19 protein-coding genes are annotated in these 18,116 nt (G+C 48.7%); 5 read left to right on the top strand and 14 right to left on the bottom strand.

Features of this window, described 5'->3' with window-relative positions; translation table 11 throughout:
- Positions 1-5: 5 nt before the first annotated feature.
- A complete protein-coding gene (locus ACCC71_RS14025; RefSeq protein WP_434310244.1) occupies positions 6-1,337 on the bottom strand; it encodes a S1C family serine protease in 1,332 nt (443 codons plus the stop codon).
- A 121-nt stretch (positions 1,338-1,458) separates the two neighbouring features.
- On the opposite strand from ACCC71_RS14025, the gene ACCC71_RS14030 reads away from it, so the two are divergent.
- From ACCC71_RS14030 to ACCC71_RS14045, 4 genes are all read left to right on the top strand, one after another.
- Positions 1,459-3,825, top strand: coding sequence for an endonuclease MutS2 (locus ACCC71_RS14030; protein WP_434310245.1), 2,367 nt, complete (start codon positions 1,459-1,461; stop codon positions 3,823-3,825).
- A 9-nt stretch (positions 3,826-3,834) separates the two neighbouring features.
- Positions 3,835-4,545 (top strand): response regulator, encoded by a 711-nt coding sequence (locus ACCC71_RS14035; protein ID WP_434310246.1) that lies wholly within the window; start codon positions 3,835-3,837, stop codon positions 4,543-4,545.
- A 26-nt stretch (positions 4,546-4,571) separates the two neighbouring features.
- Positions 4,572-5,984, top strand: coding sequence for a sensor histidine kinase (locus tag ACCC71_RS14040; protein WP_434310247.1), 1,413 nt, complete (start codon positions 4,572-4,574; stop codon positions 5,982-5,984).
- A 123-nt stretch (positions 5,985-6,107) separates the two neighbouring features.
- The gene (locus ACCC71_RS14045) at positions 6,108-6,428 is read left to right on the top strand and encodes a BlaI/MecI/CopY family transcriptional regulator (protein ID WP_434310248.1); all 321 of its coding nucleotides are present in this window, start codon (positions 6,108-6,110) and stop codon (positions 6,426-6,428) included.
- A gap of 1 nt (position 6,429) precedes the next feature.
- Here ACCC71_RS14045 and ACCC71_RS14050 read toward each other — a convergent pair whose 3' ends face one another.
- The 7 genes from ACCC71_RS14050 to ACCC71_RS14080 form a co-directional block, all read right to left on the bottom strand.
- Positions 6,430-6,918 (bottom strand): tRNA (cytidine(34)-2'-O)-methyltransferase, encoded by a 489-nt coding sequence (locus tag ACCC71_RS14050; protein WP_434310249.1) that lies wholly within the window; start codon positions 6,916-6,918, stop codon positions 6,430-6,432.
- Positions 6,915-8,090, bottom strand: a complete 1,176-nt coding sequence (locus ACCC71_RS14055; RefSeq protein WP_434310250.1) for a pyridoxal phosphate-dependent aminotransferase — start codon at positions 8,088-8,090, stop codon at positions 6,915-6,917. The genes ACCC71_RS14050 and ACCC71_RS14055 overlap by 4 nt, the downstream gene beginning before the upstream one ends.
- Positions 8,087-8,569 (bottom strand): Lrp/AsnC family transcriptional regulator, encoded by a 483-nt coding sequence (locus ACCC71_RS14060; RefSeq protein ID WP_434310251.1) that lies wholly within the window; start codon positions 8,567-8,569, stop codon positions 8,087-8,089. The genes ACCC71_RS14055 and ACCC71_RS14060 overlap by 4 nt, the downstream gene beginning before the upstream one ends.
- Positions 8,566-9,057, bottom strand: a complete 492-nt coding sequence (locus ACCC71_RS14065) for a hypothetical protein (protein ID WP_434310252.1) — start codon at positions 9,055-9,057, stop codon at positions 8,566-8,568. The genes ACCC71_RS14060 and ACCC71_RS14065 overlap by 4 nt, the downstream gene beginning before the upstream one ends.
- Before the next feature lie 116 nt (positions 9,058-9,173).
- Positions 9,174-9,821, bottom strand: a complete 648-nt coding sequence (gene nth / locus ACCC71_RS14070) for an endonuclease III (RefSeq protein WP_434310253.1) — start codon at positions 9,819-9,821, stop codon at positions 9,174-9,176.
- Positions 9,822-9,824: 3 nt separating this feature from the next.
- Entirely contained in the window at positions 9,825-10,100 is a 276-nt protein-coding gene (locus ACCC71_RS14075; RefSeq protein ID WP_434310254.1) for a GNAT family N-acetyltransferase, read from the bottom strand.
- The gene (locus tag ACCC71_RS14080; RefSeq protein WP_434310255.1) at positions 10,084-11,796 is read right to left on the bottom strand and encodes a B12-binding domain-containing radical SAM protein; all 1,713 of its coding nucleotides are present in this window, start codon (positions 11,794-11,796) and stop codon (positions 10,084-10,086) included. The genes ACCC71_RS14075 and ACCC71_RS14080 overlap by 17 nt, the downstream gene beginning before the upstream one ends.
- 350 nt (positions 11,797-12,146) lie before the next feature.
- On the opposite strand from ACCC71_RS14080, the gene ACCC71_RS14085 reads away from it, so the two are divergent.
- Positions 12,147-12,623: a CYTH domain-containing protein gene (locus ACCC71_RS14085; RefSeq protein ID WP_434310256.1), complete on the top strand. Its 477-nt coding sequence runs from the start codon at positions 12,147-12,149 to the stop codon at positions 12,621-12,623.
- 77 nt (positions 12,624-12,700) lie between these two features.
- Here the strand turns inward: ACCC71_RS14085 and ACCC71_RS14090 are convergent, their stop codons facing one another.
- The 6 genes from ACCC71_RS14090 to pstA all read right to left on the bottom strand — a co-directional run bounded on the left by ACCC71_RS14090 (position 12,701) and on the right by pstA (position 18,115).
- Entirely contained in the window at positions 12,701-13,360 is a 660-nt protein-coding gene (locus tag ACCC71_RS14090; RefSeq protein WP_434310257.1) for an HD domain-containing protein, read from the bottom strand.
- A gap of 68 nt (positions 13,361-13,428) precedes the next feature.
- The gene (locus ACCC71_RS14095) at positions 13,429-15,090 is read right to left on the bottom strand and encodes an ATP-binding protein (protein WP_434310258.1); all 1,662 of its coding nucleotides are present in this window, start codon (positions 15,088-15,090) and stop codon (positions 13,429-13,431) included.
- Positions 15,087-15,761, bottom strand: coding sequence for a winged helix-turn-helix domain-containing protein (locus ACCC71_RS14100; protein WP_434310259.1), 675 nt, complete (start codon positions 15,759-15,761; stop codon positions 15,087-15,089). The genes ACCC71_RS14095 and ACCC71_RS14100 overlap by 4 nt, the downstream gene beginning before the upstream one ends.
- Positions 15,762-15,875: 114 nt before the next feature.
- Positions 15,876-16,514 (bottom strand): phosphate signaling complex protein PhoU, encoded by a 639-nt coding sequence (gene phoU, locus ACCC71_RS14105; RefSeq protein ID WP_434310260.1) that lies wholly within the window; start codon positions 16,512-16,514, stop codon positions 15,876-15,878.
- Positions 16,515-17,270 (bottom strand): phosphate ABC transporter ATP-binding protein PstB, encoded by a 756-nt coding sequence (pstB, locus tag ACCC71_RS14110; protein WP_434310261.1) that lies wholly within the window; start codon positions 17,268-17,270, stop codon positions 16,515-16,517.
- Complete coding sequence (gene pstA / locus ACCC71_RS14115) at positions 17,267-18,115, bottom strand: phosphate ABC transporter permease PstA (protein ID WP_434310262.1); 849 nt, start codon at positions 18,113-18,115, stop codon at positions 17,267-17,269. Before pstA ends, pstB begins: the two co-directional genes overlap by 4 nt.
- Between the last annotated feature and the right edge of the window lies 1 nt (position 18,116).

Consider the following 18,116-nt stretch of genomic DNA (forward strand, 5'->3'; position numbering starts at 1 on the left):
TTTCTCTATCGCGGCATAAGCTGTACCGTAAATACTTTTTCGGCATAACCTTCCCGGCCGCTCCGCTGAATCGTCACACGAATCTGCGCATCCGCTGAAAGCCCCTCCAATAAAGTCTGAAGGTCCTTCATCGCCGCCACCGCCGTTCCATCTATGGCAGTTAAAATATCGCCGCTCTGCAATCCAGCCAAATAGGCGGGCTTATCCGTCACACACTTGGTAATATAGATCCCCATCGGAATGCCCATCTCCTCCGAGGCCGCAGACGAAACGCTCTGTCCCCGGATTCCAAGGTTGGCGATCTGCTCGCCGTTGGAGAGACGCTCGATCACGCCTTTCAGGTCGGAAATCGATAACGCACGAATCACATTGGTCTTGTCCGAGGAACCGTATTTTCCGGTAATCCACCCTACGACTTCCCCATCCAGGTTCAGTAGAAAACCGGAGGAAGACGAGCCTCCCACGATATCCGTATACATCACGCGAAGCTGGCTGTCCTCACCCTGGACATTACTATTGATATAAGAAATAATTCCAAAACCAACGGATCTCATCGCTCCCATGGGACTTCCCATGGCAATCACCGGATTTCCTTGGGTCGTCAGATAGGAATTTCCCAACATTGCCGGTTGAATATAGGCACGCAGATCATCCTCCAAATCTTCCATAGCCACCGCCACAACCGCAAGACCTGTAGTCTCATCCGTCTGCTTCCGGTACCCATTGGCTTCTCCATGATTTCCAAAGGTGATATGTACGCTATCCTGCTCTCCAAGGATAGACGAATCCGTCAAAATCAATACTTCCTGACGGGTGATCGCCACAATAATCCCACTGCTCTGTTGATCACTGGAAACATCATTGTCAAACCAGTCCTTGCCTGTGAGCTCCGTCGTCACCACCACAAGTCCTTTGTTTGCCTCTACCATGATATTGCTGACCGCAGTATAGATGCTTCTCACATCCTCAATTCCGTTCCTACTGCGCTCCACAGCGGCTTCAATCATCCGCTCCAGTTCCTCCCGCTCCACCGGCGCGGCATTCTCCGTCGTCGGAGCCGATGAAGCCTCCGTACTTTCCGGGGCAGGCGTCACCGTATCGCGTTCAATGGTAATACTCTCTGGCGTCTCCGTCTCGCCAAAGCGATCTTCAAAGAAGGGGCGTGAAACCACAAAAGTCAGGCTCGCGGCCAGACCGAAGATAAGTCCCATCCCGATACACGCTATCGCCAGCCGGCCCCACTTTTTCGGAGGGGTCTGCTTCACAATGGTCTCGCGGATAAACTCTCGCTTTTCGCTTTTTTCTTCCTTTTGTTTCTCACTGGGGTTCTCTGCCATACGCGCATTACCTCCATGAAGCTATTATAGTTGATTTTCCACGCTTTGTGAAGCATTTTTGGGCGGAAACTTCACCTGTGGCGCACTGGACAGGTTTTTACTCCTGTGTTATACTCTCCTTATGAACGAGAAAGCATTGAAAACACTAGAATTTTACAAAATGATTCAGAAGCTGACCGACTATGCTTATACGCCTGCCGGCAAAGAAATGTGCCGGAATTTGCTTCCCATGACGGATATCAAAGCTATCGAACGGGCGCAGCAGGAGACCAGTGATGCCGAGATGCGCATCATTGCCAAAGGCAGTCTTTCCTTTTCCGGAGTCCGGGATATTCGGCCTGCCGTCAAACGGTTGGAAGTCGGAAGCTCCTTACAGATTTCCGAACTATTACAAATTGCCTCCTTGCTTGGAGTAGCCGCACGTGCCAAAAACTATGGCCGCCGGGAAGACCGGGAAAACCCGGACTGCCTGGAGGATTTTTTTGCATCTTTAGAACCTCTGACGCCCTTGCGCCAAGCCATCGACCACTGTATCCTTTCGGAAGAAGAAATCAGCGACGATGCCAGCCCTGGCCTGCGCCATGTGCGCCGCTCCATCCGGAGCGCCAACGATAAAATTCATTCCCAGCTAAACGCCATCGTCGTCAGCTCCCGCACCTATTTGCAGGACGGCGTCATCACCATGCGGGACGGGCGTTACTGCATCCCGGTCCGCCAGGAATATAAATCCCAGGTTCCCGGTTTAGTCCACGACTATTCCAGCAGCGGTTCCACTGCCTTTATCGAGCCGATGGCCGTCGTAAAACTGAACAATGAACTGCGGGAACTGGAAATTCAGGAACGAAAGGAAATCGAGGCCGTACTTGCTGATCTGAGCAACCAGGCCGCTGAGTATAGTTCCAGCCTGGAACAAAATTTTCACACCCTGACCATGCTGGATTTTATCTTTGCCAAAGCCATGCTTTCCCGAAGCTACAAAGGAACGGCGCCGATTTTTAATACGGAGCGTCAGATTCATATCAAGGAGGGACGCCACCCTCTGCTTCCAGCAAAGTCCGTGGTTCCCATCCATGTCTGGCTTGGCAGCGAGTTTGACCTCCTGGTTGTTACCGGTCCCAATACAGGCGGAAAAACCGTTTCTCTGAAAACCATTGGCCTTTTTACGCTGATGGGGCAAGCAGGTCTGCATATTCCGGCGGCAGCCGGCTCCAGACTTGGCGTTTTCCAGGAGATTTTTTCCGATATCGGCGACGAGCAGAGTATTGAACAAAGCCTCAGCACCTTTTCCGCTCACATGACCAATATTGTACGCATTTTGAAGCAGGCGGATGAAAATTCGCTGGTGCTTTTTGACGAATTGGGGGCCGGTACCGATCCCACCGAAGGAGCGGCTCTGGCGGCCGCCATCCTTTCAAGGCTCCATCGCCGGGGAATCCGAACCGTAGCGACCACCCATTACAGTGAACTGAAAATTTATGCTCTCTCCACCGAAGGTGTGGAAAACGCTTGCTGCGAATTCGATGTGGAGACTTTGCGTCCCACCTACCGCCTGTTGATCGGTGTGCCCGGAAAGAGCAACGCCTTTGCCATCTCACAAAAATTAGGCCTTCCGGCCGAAATCATCGAGGAAGCCAAGGAATCCATCGGGAAGCAGGAAGAGGCCTTTGAGGACGTCATTTCTGATTTGGATGCCCAAAGGCGCATTCTGGAACAGGAAAAGCAAGAAGCAGGTCGTCTGCGCGCCGAAGCGGAAAAACTGCAAAAAGAATTATCTGGAAAACAAGAACGTTTTAATGAACAGAAAGACCGCGTCCTGCGGGAAGCACGGGAAGAAGCGCGAAATATCCTGCAGCAGGCCAAGGATTCCGCGGATAAAACCATCCGCACGCTCCATAAGCGCGGCATACAGGTCGACAAGGATTTGGAAGCCCAAAGAAGTGGGCTGAGAGAACAGATCTCCGGCCTGGAACAGGGCTTATCCCGGAAACCACAGAAGTCAAAGAAACCTAACGACGCCAAAGATTTTAAAATTGGCGACGCGGTACATGTGCTTTCGTTAAATTTAAACGGCACAGTCAGCACTCTTCCCAACGCAAAAGGAGAACTCTTTGTCCAAATGGGGATTCTCCGCTCCCAGGTCCATCTCTCCGATCTGGAGCTGCTCCCCGACGACGGAAGCTCTGCCGATGGGAAAAAGCACTACACCGGCGCGGGTTCCATTAAGATGTCGAAATCCTCGGCAATACGGCCAGAGCTAAACCTGATTGGCAAAACCGTTGATGAAGCTCTGCCGGAGCTGGATAAATATCTGGACGACGCGTATCTGGCCCATCTGCCTCAGGTACGGATTATCCACGGCCGAGGGACCGGCGCGCTAAAAAGAGCGGTACAAAATTTTCTGCGCACCTATAAGCATGTGGCAAAATACCGGCCGGGCGAATTCGATGAAGGCGGCTATGGCGTTACGGTTGTAGAATTCAAAGAATAAGGAGGCGTTATGGCGAAACAGAAAATCCTGATTGTCGATGACGATACGAATATCTCGGAACTGATCTCCTTGTATCTAACGAAAGAGTGTTTCGAGACCAAATGTGTAGAGAATGGAGAGGACGCCCTGGTGGCCTTCTCCATCTTTCATCCGGATCTTATCCTGTTAGATCTCATGCTTCCCGGCATGGACGGCTATCAGGTCTGCCGTGAAATCCGGAAAGATTCCCGCACGCCGATCATCATGCTCTCCGCCAAAGGAGAAGTGTTTGACAAAGTATTGGGCCTGGAATTAGGCGCTGACGATTATATCATCAAGCCCTTTGATTCCAAGGAATTGGTCGCACGGGTCAAAGCAGTGCTGCGTCGTACTTACGTAGAAGAAGTCCCAGCAAAAGAAACCAGCGGTCAAATCGTCCGATTACCTGACCTAACGGTCAACCTGACCAACTATTCCGTCACCTATATGGGCAAGCCCCTTGATATGCCGCCAAAGGAACTGGAACTTTTATATTTCCTTGCCTCCTCTCCCAATCAAGTCTTCACAAGAGATCAGCTTTTAGATCATGTTTGGGGCTATGAATATGTTGGCGACAGCCGCACGGTGGACGTCCATATCAAACGGCTGCGGGAAAAATTGAAAGATAACGAGGCCTGGTCCCTGTCTACTGTATGGGGCATCGGCTATCGATTTGAAGTCAAAAACCGGAATCGGGGATAAAGCAGATTCCAACATGGAGGCATCTTATGAGAAAGCCATTGTACCTGAAATTTGTCCTGGGCTATCTGCTCTTTGCCGTTGTTTCATTTCTTTTCATCGCCACGGCAACCGCTCGGATGACCTATTACCATTGTTTGGATAAAAAAGCAGATGAGCTGCGGGATATGGCGATCCGCATCGCGGAAAGCTGCAATGGCTTTTATAAGGGAAGCACCGAAGGCTATGATGATTTTTTTGAGCCTCTGACACAGCTTTCCTTATTTTCCAACACCAAAATCTGGTTTATCGACCCGGAAGGAACCATTGCTTATGACTCCTCCGGGCTTTTCACGGATTTTACCATTGGAGACTTCGATCCCAGCGATACAGACTCCACTTACCGAACCGGAAATTTTTACGGCACCCTTTTGGAAGACTCCGTATCCGTATCCGCTGCCATCACGGGAAATTTTCATACCTACGGTTATGTGGTGATCCATCAGCCCTTATCCCAAATTTCTCGGATCAGCGATGGAATGCTGCTTCCTATCTACATCACCTTCCTAGTAATTTTCGCGTTTTCTTTGATTATCCTGCTCATTTTCCGCTATTTTGTGGCGCAGCCCTTAAAAGCTATCACCCAGGGAGCAAAAGAGTACGCCTCCGGAAACCTAAAATACACCGTCAAAGTAGATTCCGACGATGAGATGGGATATCTGGCCGACACGCTGAATTTTATGGCTCATGAGCTCAATCACTCGGAAGAATATCAAAAAAAGTTTATCGCCAACGTCAGCCACGACTTTCGCTCTCCCTTAACTTCGATCAAAGGATATTTGGAGGCAATGGCGGACGGCGTGATTCCTCCGGAGAATCAAGAAAAATACCTGCGCATTGTCATCAGTGAAACAGAGCGGCTCAACAAGTTGACCCAAGGCCTGTTATCCCTGAATTCCCTGGACCGCGCCAATCTTCATCTGGACCGTTCTGACTTCGACCTCAACGCAATTATCAAAAGTACCTGCGAAACCTTCGAGGGCATTTGCGAACAAAAAGGGATCTCTTTTGATCTCACATTTCCGGAGCGAACCACCATGGTTTACGCCGATATGGGAAAAATTCAGCAAGTCCTGTACAATCTGGTGGACAATGCCATCAAATTCTCAAGAGAAAATTCCTCCATCGCCATCCAGGTAAGTGAAAAAAACGACCGAGTTTTTATATCCGTCAAAGATTTTGGCGTCGGCATCCCAAAGGAAAATTTAAAAAAGATCTGGACCCGCTTTTTTAAAAGCGACGCTTCCCGTGGAAAAGATAAACGCGGCACCGGTTTGGGACTTTCCATTGTCAAAGAAATTATTCAGGCACACCAGGAGACCATCGATGTCATCAGCACCGAAGGCGCAGGCACAGAGTTCATTTTCCGCCTTCCAAAATCACAACAGAAAGTCAAATCATAAACATCCTTTTTCTTCTATAAAATACGTCATTTGCATTCTGACCTACGTTTTTCTCTTGTATTTCCCGCTGTAGTTGTCTATAATAATAGAATAACCAAAACGATTCTGAAATGAGGCAATGGGATGAAAGAGATTACAAAGTCAGAAGCAAAAGTCATGATGGTCAACTGGAATTCCGATGAAGATCTCGGACTCCAAGAGGTGATGTCTTTACTGGAAATCCATTACCATTCTGACTGGAAACCTCAGACGGTTTCCACTTTTCTCGCACGCCTGACCCAAAAAGGCTACCTGAATATGTACCGGCAGGGCCGTCAGTTTCTTTATCACGTAACGATTCCAAAAGAAGAATATCTTCAATGGATGCTTTCCAGTTTGGTAGATTTCTGGTTTGATGGAAAAAAAGAAAATCTGCTTCTTGCCATAGAGCAGATGCTGCGCTAAATCACCAGTGCAGCCTATGTAAGCTCCCCTTTTTTTCCATTCCCGCAAACGCCTGTTGTCTCAGCGCTTCGTACAACACGATAGCCACGGAATTGGAAAGATTGAGGGAGCGAATTTCCTCATTCATCGGAATCCGTATCGCCGTATCCTTATATTCCACCAAGATCTCTTCCGGAATTCCTGCGCTTTCTTTCCCAAACATGAGAAAGCAATCCGGCTCATACTCCATATCCGTATAGATTTTCTCCGCCTTGGTCGTCGCCATATAAATTTTGGCTCCCGGATTTTTTGCCAGGAAATCCTCAAAATTGTCATAGAGCGTTACATCCAGATCCTCCCAATAATCCAGGCCAGCCCGCTTCAGGCTCTTTTCGTCCAGACGAAACCCTAACGGACAGATCAAGTGCAGCTTTGTCCCTGTAGCCGCGCAAGTACGTCCGATATTTCCTGTATTGGCCGGCATCTCCGGCTGATGCAGCACTACGTTCATCGATTTTTCTCCTCCGAAAGCCCTTTGATAAAGCGCTCCATCCGATCGAGCGCCTCTTTTAAGCTGTCCAGCGAATAGGCGTAGGATACCCGCAGGAACCCTTCTCCGCATGATCCAAAAGCCGTGCCCGGCACAACAGCGACCTTCTCTTCCTGCAAAAACCGGTTGGCAAATTCCTCACTGGTCATACCAAACCGCTTGATATTGGGAAAACAGTAAAAAGCGCCATGGGGTTCAAAGCAGGGCAGTCCCATCTCCTCAAACCGGCGCAGCAGATATCGTCTTCTCTGGTCATAGGATTCCCGCATCTCTTCGATATCCCGATCCCCATTTTTCATGGCCTCGATGGCCGCATATTGGCTATTGGTCGGCGCACACATAATCGCGTACTGGTGAATCTTCGTCATCTGTTCCACCAAAAAAGCCGGCCCGGCCGCATACCCCAGCCGCCAGCCAGTCATCGCATAGGCCTTGGAAAATCCATTAATCACCAGGGTCCTGTCCCGCATGCCCGGCAGGGAAGCAATACTCGTATGCTCTCCATGGTAAGAAAGCTCTCCGTAGATTTCATCCGAGATCACAAAAATGTCCTTTTCTATCAGCACATCCACCAAGGCGGAAAGCTCTTCCTTCCCCATCACCGCACCGGTAGGATTATTGGGGAACGGCAAAATCAATACCTTTGTCTTCGGGGTGATGGCAGCGAGAAGCTCCTCTCTGGTCAGTTTAAACTGGTTTTTTTCCTGAAGTTCAATGACCACCGGCGTTCCATCCGCCAGCAAGGCGCAGGGAAGATAGGACACGTAGCTTGGCTGTGGAATCAACACCTCATCGCCCGGATTCAACATCGCGCGCAAAGCCAAATCAATCGCCTCACTGCCGCCTACCGTAACCAAAACTTCCGTGGCCGGATCGTAATGGACGTGGGCCCGGCGTTCCAGATACTGGCAGATTTCCTCCCGGAGCGGCATCAAACCGCTGTTGGAAGTATAAAAAGTGCGTCCCTTTTTTAAGGAATAGATGCCTTCTTCCCGGACATGCCAAGGGGTATCAAAATCCGGCTCCCCCACTCCCAGGGAGATCGCATCGGGCATCTCGCTGACAATATCAAAAAATTTTCGGATACCAGACGGCTCCAATTCTACTACTTTATCGGATAAAAAATTTCTCATGGCATGATCAACATCCTTTCATCCCGAACTTCTTCCGCCAGCACCGTCCCATGATCTTTGTACTTCTTCAGCACAAAATGGGTGGCCGTACTTAAAACCGCCTCCATCGGACTCAATTTGTCCGCGACAAACTGCGCCACCTCCCGCATAGTCCTTCCTTCCAGAATCACAGTAAAATCAAAAGCGCCGGACATCAGATAGATGGCCTGCACTTCCGGATAATGGTAGATCTGCTCCGCAATGCTGTCAAAGCCCATTCCACGTTGAGGCGTCACCTTCACCTCGATCAGCGCCGTCACCTTATCATTCCCGGCTTTCTCCCAATTAATCAAGGTATGATAACCGCCGATCACCTTCTCTTTTTCCATCGCTGCGATTTCTGCGGCTACCGCTTCCTCCGGTTCCCCCAGAAGAATCGCCATATCATGAGCGCTGATACGCGCATTCTTTTCTAAGATAGTCAAAATTTTATTTCTCAACCTGAACTCCTTTCTCCCAGAATCCCCAGGCGTTCCAACTCATCCGGCTGCGGCTTTGTCAGATAGCGGATCCCCTCCGCACCTGCCACGACACGTCCCTTGTTCCCATCGGTACGGCCAATGATGGTCCCTTCCGTCCAATTTCCATTCTCCACGAAAAAAAGCGTCCCGCTGGACAATAACTGATAGGGCGTCACATCCAAAATCTCACAAATTTCGATCGTATCCTGCCGCACTGGAATCCGGGAAAGTTCCACATAAAGGCCCGTTCCCGCCGCCTCTCCCAGCCTCCAAAGCGCGCCAAAAATCCCACCTGTTCCAATCGGTTCAGAACAAAGTACGGCCGTTTCCAGCGTCTCTTTTTCCGGCATTCTTTTTGCCTTTTCCACAAACGACGCCGGAAGACGCTTTAAAAGTTGATTTTCAAAATACCTGGCCAGATATGCCGTCCCCAAATCCCCGGCTGTGCCGGTCATCACAATATCCATTAGAATAGACTCAGGATGCCGGTCATCAATGGCACCACCATGCAAATAATCAGCAGGCTCACAATGACCCAGACAATCCCTCTTTTTGAATTTTTATTCTTAAAATTGAACATCCTTTATTTCCTTTCCTGATTCTCCTTCGCAGAAGGACAGATATCCGTTAAAAAGCAATTTCCACAATCCGGCTTCCGCGCCGTACAAATGGTACGCCCCAAGGTAATAATATGAATGTTGTAGAGAATCCAGTGATCTTCCGGCAGCACCTTCATCAGGTCAAATTCCACCTTCACCGGATCCTCTTCCTCGGTAAAGCCCAGCTTTTTTGAAATCCGTTTTACATGGGTATCCACCACAATGCTTGGCTCATAGTAGATATTGCCGCGGATCACATTGGCCGTCTTACGTCCGACTCCCGCCAGCCCCGTCAATTCCTCCAGGCTGCGAGGGACTTCCCCGCCGTATTTTTCCACCAAATCCTTGGCGCAGGAAATGATATTTTTCGCTTTGTTGTGATAAAATCCAGTGGAATGGATATCTTTCTCAAGCTCCGCTAAATCCGCCTGCGCAAACTTTTCCAGAGTATCGTATTTTTGGAACAAATCCTTTGTCACCACGTTTACACGGGCGTCGGTGCACTGGGCGCTCAAAATCACCGCAATCAGCAGCTGCCAAGGCGTTTCATAATTGAGATAGCAGCGAAACTCCGTCCCATACTCCCGATCCAAGCGCCGAAGCGCCTCCGAAACCCGTTCTTCCCTCGTCATTGCTTAAGCTTCCGCAAGAGCGGCCTTCTCCGGATGCTTTTCCATCCATCCCTTCGCATAGCTGCATGAAGTCCGCGTTTTCCAGCCGTTCTCCTCAATCTTTTCTACCGCCGCGGCCATCAGTTTCCCGGCCACGCCTTGACCTCTTAATTTATCCGACACAAAGGTGTGGTTTAAATCTACCACGCCAGGCGCTACCTCCGGAAAATCAATTTCCGCCAAAAGTTCGCCATCCTCCGCTTCGGCATAAATCCGGTGCTCTTCATACATGAATTCCATCCTGTTCTCCTTTTCCGGCCTTTTTGGCCAATGGGTAAATTAAAATCGCTGCATTATGATTGAAAGGACTGCGGCGCCGGTAGTCAAACACCAGCATCTGCCTCTCGCCGTCATCCTGTTCCAAAACTTCCACATGGAGCGCCCGCGCCAATTCCTTTGCCCCGCAATCGGCATAATGAGGGAAAAGCGCATGGCTTTCCGCCTCCCGTTTCCAAAAATCACGGATAACCTCCCGGTAGGGCGTAAGATCCGGGCCAAAGGAAGGCCGGCTCTTTAGATTTTCTCTGGCGTAGCAATCCGCTAAAAGCGCCGCTATAAATTCTTTTTCTTCCGTCCGGGACACGGTGGAGAAAAACTCCAATAAAATCTCATATTTCCGGATGCGGGAAGAGGGCAAAACAAAGAGTTGGTTCTCTCGAAAATAATCCGCCAAAGCTTCATACATGGCAAAAGGGCTGGGAAAATATGCTTCCAAAACATCCAAAGAACGCAAGAATTGGCCGCTGTTATAGTAGATTTCAAGCACTGCTTCGATCTCCTTTAACCGAAGAACCTCTTCGGCAGAAAGCCATCTCGTCCGCAATACTTCATAGGGCGGTTTCCGCGTCGCTAAAATCCCATACTCCTGCGCCTTTTTCTCCATATAAGAGCCCTTCAGCACTTTCAGGAAACCCAGCTGGAGCTGTTCCGGCTTTAGGGCATAGACCTGATCGAAAGACCTGCCAAAGCTCCTATAATCCTCGTAGGGAAGCCCTGCGATCAAATCCAAATGTTGATGGATATTTTCCCACGAGCGAATTTCCTCCACCACTGCGGCCACCCGTGAAAAGTCCATATGCCGCCGTATCTCCCGAAGGGTTTGTTCATTGGTAGACTGAACGCCGATCTCCAACTGTACCGCGCCTGGGCGCATGTCCTTTAAAACCGCCAGCATTTCCTCATCCAATAAATCAGCGGCGATCTCAAAGTGGAAATTCGTCACGCCATTGTCATGATCCCGCAAAAAACGCCAAATCGAAAGCGCATGGTCGCGTCGACAATTAAAGGTGCGGTCGATAAACTTCACCTGGGGAACGTTTCTATCCAAAAAGAATTGAAGTTCCTCCTGCACCTTGGAAATACTCCGAAAATCCAGAATCTTTTCAATGGAAGAAAGGCAATAGCTGCAGGAAAACGGGCAGCCGCGGCTGCTCTCATAATACATGATTCGGTTTTCAAATCCACTCAAATCCCGGTACCAAAAAGGAATCTCCGATAAGGGAAGGGATTTCTTTTCTCCTCTTAAAATCCGCTCCGCCGGAGCGCCAAGCCCCTCCTGGTAACGCTGAACCAGTTCTGCGAAGACCGATTCTCCCGGCCCTGTCATCACGCCGGTAACCGGAAGGCGGCTCAGCACATCCTCCGCGTCATAGCTCACCTCCGGTCCTCCCAGCCAAATGTCCGTCTCCGGCAGCATAGGACGCAGATCAAAAATCAGTTCCTCCACCATCGACAGGTTCCAAATATAGCAGGAAAATGCCAGGACATCCGGACGACGCCGAAAAAGGTCTCCACGAACCATGTCCAAAGAATGATTGATCGTATACTCCACGATTTCCACAGATTCTCCAGCGGCTCCGGCACAAGCCTTTAAGCTGTATACCGCGGGATTTGAATGGATATATTTCGCGTTAATCGCAACCAGCAAAATTTTCATGTGTTTTATTATATAGCTTTTCGAAAAAGAAGGCAAGCCTTTCCCTTGTGGGAATAGCATGGAAATGCTACAATGATACAAAAGATATTCGGGGGTAAAAGATCTCTTGTTAAGAAGTATCGAAATATTTTGTAGAGTTTCGGAGCGAGTACTTCTAAGATTTCGCAAATTTGTGAAAAGCATTCACAAAAACAAGAAACTCGCTGCGCTCAAACAGTCTTGTTTTTGTTCATAACACAAATTTTCGGAATCGAAGAAGTACTATCGCTCCTGCAAATACAAAATATTTCGATACTTCTTAACAAGAGATCTTTCGAGCCCAACATCATATCATAAAGGAGAAGAACGGCATGGAAATCGAGAGAAAGTTTTTAGTGAAAAAAATCCCGGAGAATTTGGAGCAGTACCCCTGCCTCTTTCTGGAGCAGGCGTATCTTTGCACCTCGCCTGTCGTCCGAGTCAGGAAAGAAAACGACGATTACTACCTGACCTATAAAGGAAAAGGAAAGATGATCCGCGAAGAATACAATTTACCTCTCACCCAAGAGGCCTATGAACATCTGCTGGCAAAAGCAGACGGAGAAAAAATTAGCAAAAGGCGGTTCAAAATCCCTTTAACGCCTTATACCGTGGAACTGGATCTTTTTGACGGAATCCTGGAGGGTCTTGTCATCGCCGAAGTAGAATTTCCCACGGAAGAGGAAGCTCTCTGCTTCACCCCTCCCGCCTGGTTTCAGGCTGATGTCACCAACGACCACCGTTACCACAACAGCTTTCTCAGCCAAATTCATACGGTCAAAGAAAAAAACGAAATCTTTGTCCCGTAAAGTCCGGCTTTTACAACGATTTCGTTTTCCCATGGTCATATAAAATTTTTACAAAGAGAACGGACGGCTCTTATCTTTCATATTAGCTGCTGTTCATTGATCATAAGCTTAAATTTCAAGCCAAGTTTTTCCGCGGCTTTACGGCAAAGAATCATACGGTTCAGAAAAATCTCAAAATAGTCCATGACGGAACCAAAATGGGTATCCACCGATAATTTCAGCTTGATCAGCGTGTGCGCTTCGTTGATTTTTAACTCAGATTTTGTAACGGAATAATTCACTCTATCATGAATATCAAAATTGTGAATATCCGGATTCCGTACACGGGAACGGCGTACATCCGATTTATCCGCTAAAATAAGGGCGGCCGCCACAGCATTGACCGGCACGCCGGTCCCCTCGTCATGATTTCCGATTGCCGTAGTAATAACTGCGATTTCTTTTGGAATAAAATTCATTTTATCTAACAGGCGAAATGCCATGACTGCGCCGCTTTGGCTGTGATCAATCCGATTGACCAAATTCCCAATATCATGCAAATATCCCGCAATCTTTGCCAGCTCGGCTTCTCTTTTCGAATACTCCAACGTTTCTAAAATATATCCGGCTGTTTTTGCCACATGAGTAACGTGAGCGAAGCTGTGTTCCGTAAATCCAAGCGCAAGCAAAGAAGCGTCCGCTTCCGTAATATAAGTTTGTATATCCTTGTTTTTCCTGATTTCTTCGTAGGTGATCATGTCTCCCTTTCTATAAGTAAAGAAGCAATTCGGATAAGCGTTTATCAGCACCGTTTCCATAGAACGATTTACGTATTCCTCGGAAATATAACCGTAATGGTAGTTCCGCTGTTTACCATACTTCGTAGTTCAATCGCCGCGCCATGCAGTCTTGCCGCGTGTTTGACGATGGAAAGTCCAAGGCCCGTGCCGCCGGTTTCTTTCGAGTGGCTTTTGTCCACCCGATAAAAGCGCTCAAAGATTCGTTCCTGATGCTCCGCCGGAATCCCTATTCCTGTATCGGTGACGATCAGCGTTACAAGCTCGTCTTCCGCTCTTAACGTCACGGAAACAGAGCCACCTTTACGGTTATATTTGATTGCGTTATCGCAAAGATTATAAACAATGCTTCCCAACAGCTGAGGAATACCATAGAGAACGGCATGCTCTCCGTGCAGCTCAATTCTTATCGCCGCGCGCTCCGCCTCCGGCGCAAGCGCCGTTACAACATCATCCGCAATAGAAAACAGATCTGTCTCTTCCCATTTCATATCATCCGCACCTTCGTCCAAATGAGAGAGCTTAATGATATCTTCGACCAGACGTATCATACGTCCCGCTTCCGTATAGATCTGCTTTGAAAAATTCGGAATATCTCCCGGCTTTACCATCCCATTTACCAAAAGCTCCGCACAGCCGGAAATCGTATGAAGGGGGGTTTTTAGCTCATGGGAAACATTAGCGGTAAATTCTCGCCGCATCTGCTCGTTTTTTTCTTTTTCCGTTACATCAAGCAGCAAGAGCACCGTTCCGGTCATTTCGCCGCCGGACAGCACCGGGCTTGCGTCAAGCTGATAGGTTCCCACGCTAAAATCTATCACCGTTTCCGCATGCTCTCCATTCTCTACTTTATGAAGAAGCGCCGTCAACGCGGGATTGCGGCTAACGGAAAGAATATCCTTGCCGACAGCGGAAGACTCTATATCAAACAGCTCCGACGCCGCACGGTTGATGCTCAGTATCTCACCCTTTCGGTTCAAAAGCACAAGCCCCTCCGTCATGCCCCCTGTCACGGTGTCAAATTCGCTTTGTTTGCGTCTCATTTCCTCTGTCTGCCTTTTGATCTGTCGCTGCTGCACGTCGATCCGATGGAGCAGAGGGGACAGCTCGCTATATCCGTCGTTGCTCAACGGATCATCCAGATTCAGTTCGTTGAGCGGCTTGACAATCTTTTTCGACAAGCGGGATGCCAGAACGATTGACAAAATGACCGCAATAGCAAAAATCACACAGATCGGCTGCAGCATACCGAGCGTCAACACGAACAGAGAGTGCTGCGTTACCGAAAGCCGCAGCACGGTTCCGTCCGATAGCCGCTTTGCGCTGTAAAGGTAACGTTCCGTCAAAGTAGTGGAATAGCGGGAGCTTTCGCCATTCCCCTCGGTAAACGCTTCTTTTACTTCTTCACGCTCCAAATGGTTTTCCATATCGCCCGCGTCAGAAACACTGTCATAAATCACGCTTCCGTCCGTTCCGATCCATGTAATACGGCAATTTTGAATGTCCAGCCCTTCCAAATATTGGAGCGATTCATCCTGGACGCCTTGAGCGGCAAGATCCGTTTGGATTCTAAGTTGCCTTTGCTGGACGCCCGAAAAGTAATCATAAAGAACGGTCATAAACAGCAGCGCCGACGCAAGAAATACGCTGATTCCCACGGCGGATATTGTGCGGAAAATTTTTTTTGTCATAGCCTCGCCTCCATCCGATATCCGACGCCGCGGACCGTCTCAATATATTCTCCGCAGCAGCGGAGCTTTGTTCTCAGCGTACCGATATGTACATCAACCGTTCGGGTTTCCCCAACATAATCCGATTCCCAGATGTTTTTCAGAAGCTGGTCACGGGTAAAAACCCTACCGGGATTTTCCATAAACAAACGGAGCATTTCATACTCTTTTAGGGTGAGCTCAATACGCTCACCCTCCACAAATACGGTATGGCACCCCCTGTTAAGCTCCAGCTTTCCCATCTGAAGGAGCTGTGAAGCTTCCTTTTTGCTCGTTCTGCGAAGCACCGCTTTCACGCGGGACACCATTTCCATCATACCAAAAGGCTTCGCGAGATAATCATCCGCTCCAAGATCAAGACCGATTACCTTGTCATATTCCGTCCCTTTAGCCGTCGCCATAATCACCGGAATATCCGCCGTGGCTACATCATCCCGCAGCCATTTCAGGATTGCGATACCGTCCTGCCCCGGAAGCATAATATCTAGTATGACCAGTTTTGGCATTTTCTTTTCTAAAGCGGAAAAGAAAGCTGTTCCGTCCTCGAACCCCATCGCCTCAAGTCCGGCGGCATTTAGAGCATATATCATCAAATCACGAATGGCCTGATCATCTTCCACGCAAAAAATCATATGGGAGCGCCTCCTTATCCTTCACTCACTTTCTCTAATTATCTTCATTATACGGAGGCAAAGTTAAATTTGTTGTCTTGATATTGTAAAATCCATGTAAAGTCAGCGGCAATTTCATTCCTTATTGCCTGTAATACAAAACAACACCCATTTCGCAATTTCCGCCGCATGATCGCCCATCCGTTCAAAATACTTAGCGATCATCAGGAGGTCCAGCGTCTTCTCTCCGTTTGCCGCAGGATTGCCAAACTGCACGATCAGTCGTGTCTTGATTTCATCAAAATAACCGTCCACCACATCATCGTAGGCGACAACCGCTTTTGCCAAATCCACATCTCGCTTTACAAAAGCGTCGATACTGTCCGTCACCATTTTAATCGTAGCTTTTGCCATATCCTGAATCGGCAGCGTATGATCGAACGCGGAAACATTTGCCATGGTCACGATCTCCGCAATGTCCCCCGAATTATCCCCAATGCGCTCCATATCTGTCACCATCTTCAGCGCGGAGGATATTACCCTCAGATCCGTAGCAACCGGTTGCTGCTGCAGAAGCAATTTCATACACATGGCTTCAATATCCCTTTCTTTCCTGTCTATCTCAGCCGAAAGCTCTGGGACCCCTCCCGCAAGCTTTACATCACCTTTTGCCAGCGCTTTTGCCGCCATGGCAATGGCGCTTTCACAAAGCGCGCCCATTTGAATCAGCTCTTTATGTAAGAGTTCCAGCTGTTCATCAAATTTTGACCTCATTTATCCAAACCTCCCTGTAATATAATCCTCCGTGCGCTTGTCTTTCGGCTGTGAAAACATCGCTTCGGTCTCAGAAAATTCCACCAAGTCGCCCAGCAGAAAGAATGCTGTGTTGTCCGAGATACGGACAGCCTGCTGCATATTGTGCGTTACGATAATAATCGTATATTTTTCCTTCAGCTTCATAGCCAACTCCTCAATATGAGAAGTCGAGATGGGATCCAGCGCGGAAGTCGGCTCGTCCATTAAAAGGATTTTCGGTTCCACCGCAAGGGCGCGGGCAATGCAAAGGCGTTGCTGCTGACCGCCGGAAAGCCCCAGCGCGTTCTTTTTCAGCCTATCCTTGACTTCTTCCCAAATAGCGGCGTCACGCAGAGAACGCTCCACGATATCATCCAGCTTTATCTTACTTTTGATCCCGTGCGTTCGCGGGCCATAAGCAATATTGTCATAAATACTCATGGGAAAAGGGTTCGGCTTTTGAAACACCATGCCGATATTTTTTCTCAGCTCGTTTACATCCACAGAAGAATCATAGATATTCTCTCCGTTATACATGACGTCACCTGTTATTTTTACATCGGGTATCAAATCGTTCATCCGGTTAAGCGTTTTCAAAAATGTGGACTTCCCGCAGCCGGAGGGTCCGATCAACGCGGTAATACTTTTTTCAGGAATATTTATACGAATGTTTTTCAGCGCCTGTGATTTTCCATACCATAAGCACAGATCTTTTACTGTTATAATTGTATTCATTGATTTCTCCTTTTCCCAAAATGCCGACTGACCAATGTTGCGGCAAGATTGATCAAGAGCGTCAGAAGCATCAAGATCGCGGCAATGGCAAAAGCCACTTCAAACTCGCCCTGTTCCTTCGCGTAAACATATAATGCTACCGTCAGTGTACTGCCCGAAGCGGAAAGCCCCTCGAATAATCCATATAATTCATGGGCAAATCCGGCGGTGAATAAAAGCGCTGCCGATTCCCCCAGAATTCTTCCGATGGAAAGGATGCAGCCCGTGATCACGCCGTCCACGCACCCGGGAAGCACCACAGTACGGATAACCCGCCATTTTCCTGCTCCAAGCCCGAAGGCCCCCTCCCGATAGCTTACCGGTACAGTTTTCAGACTTTCCTGGGTGGTACGCATAACCGTCGGCAGATTCATGATGGAAAGGGTCAGTGCACCTGCTAAAAGCGAGGTTTTCATGTTTAAAAAGCCGCAAAAGAACAGCATTCCCACTAAACCGTAGATAATGGAAGGAATACCGGAAAGGGTTTCCGCGGCATATTCGATCATACTTACAAGCCTTTTGTTCTTCGCATACTCGGTCAGATAGACAGCCGCTCCCACGCCGAGAGGAATCACAAAAACAAGCGCAGCTAGGATAATATACAGCGTATTCAGAATGTCTGGCAGAATCCCAATCCGGTCTTCCAGGTAACTCGGCTTAGTAGAAAGCAACTCCCAGGTGATATGAGGGACTCCTTTCCACAAAATATATCCCAGCAGGAAGAGTACCAGTGCGCCCGTAATTCCCACCGAGATCCCCATCAAGAGCTTCACCCAGAAGATAAAATGATTTCTTTTCCTGTCCATT

The sequence above is a fragment of the Hominifimenecus sp. rT4P-3 genome, from assembly GCF_051055405.1.
Taxonomy (GTDB): Bacteria; Bacillota; Clostridia; order Lachnospirales; family Lachnospiraceae; genus Pseudolachnospira.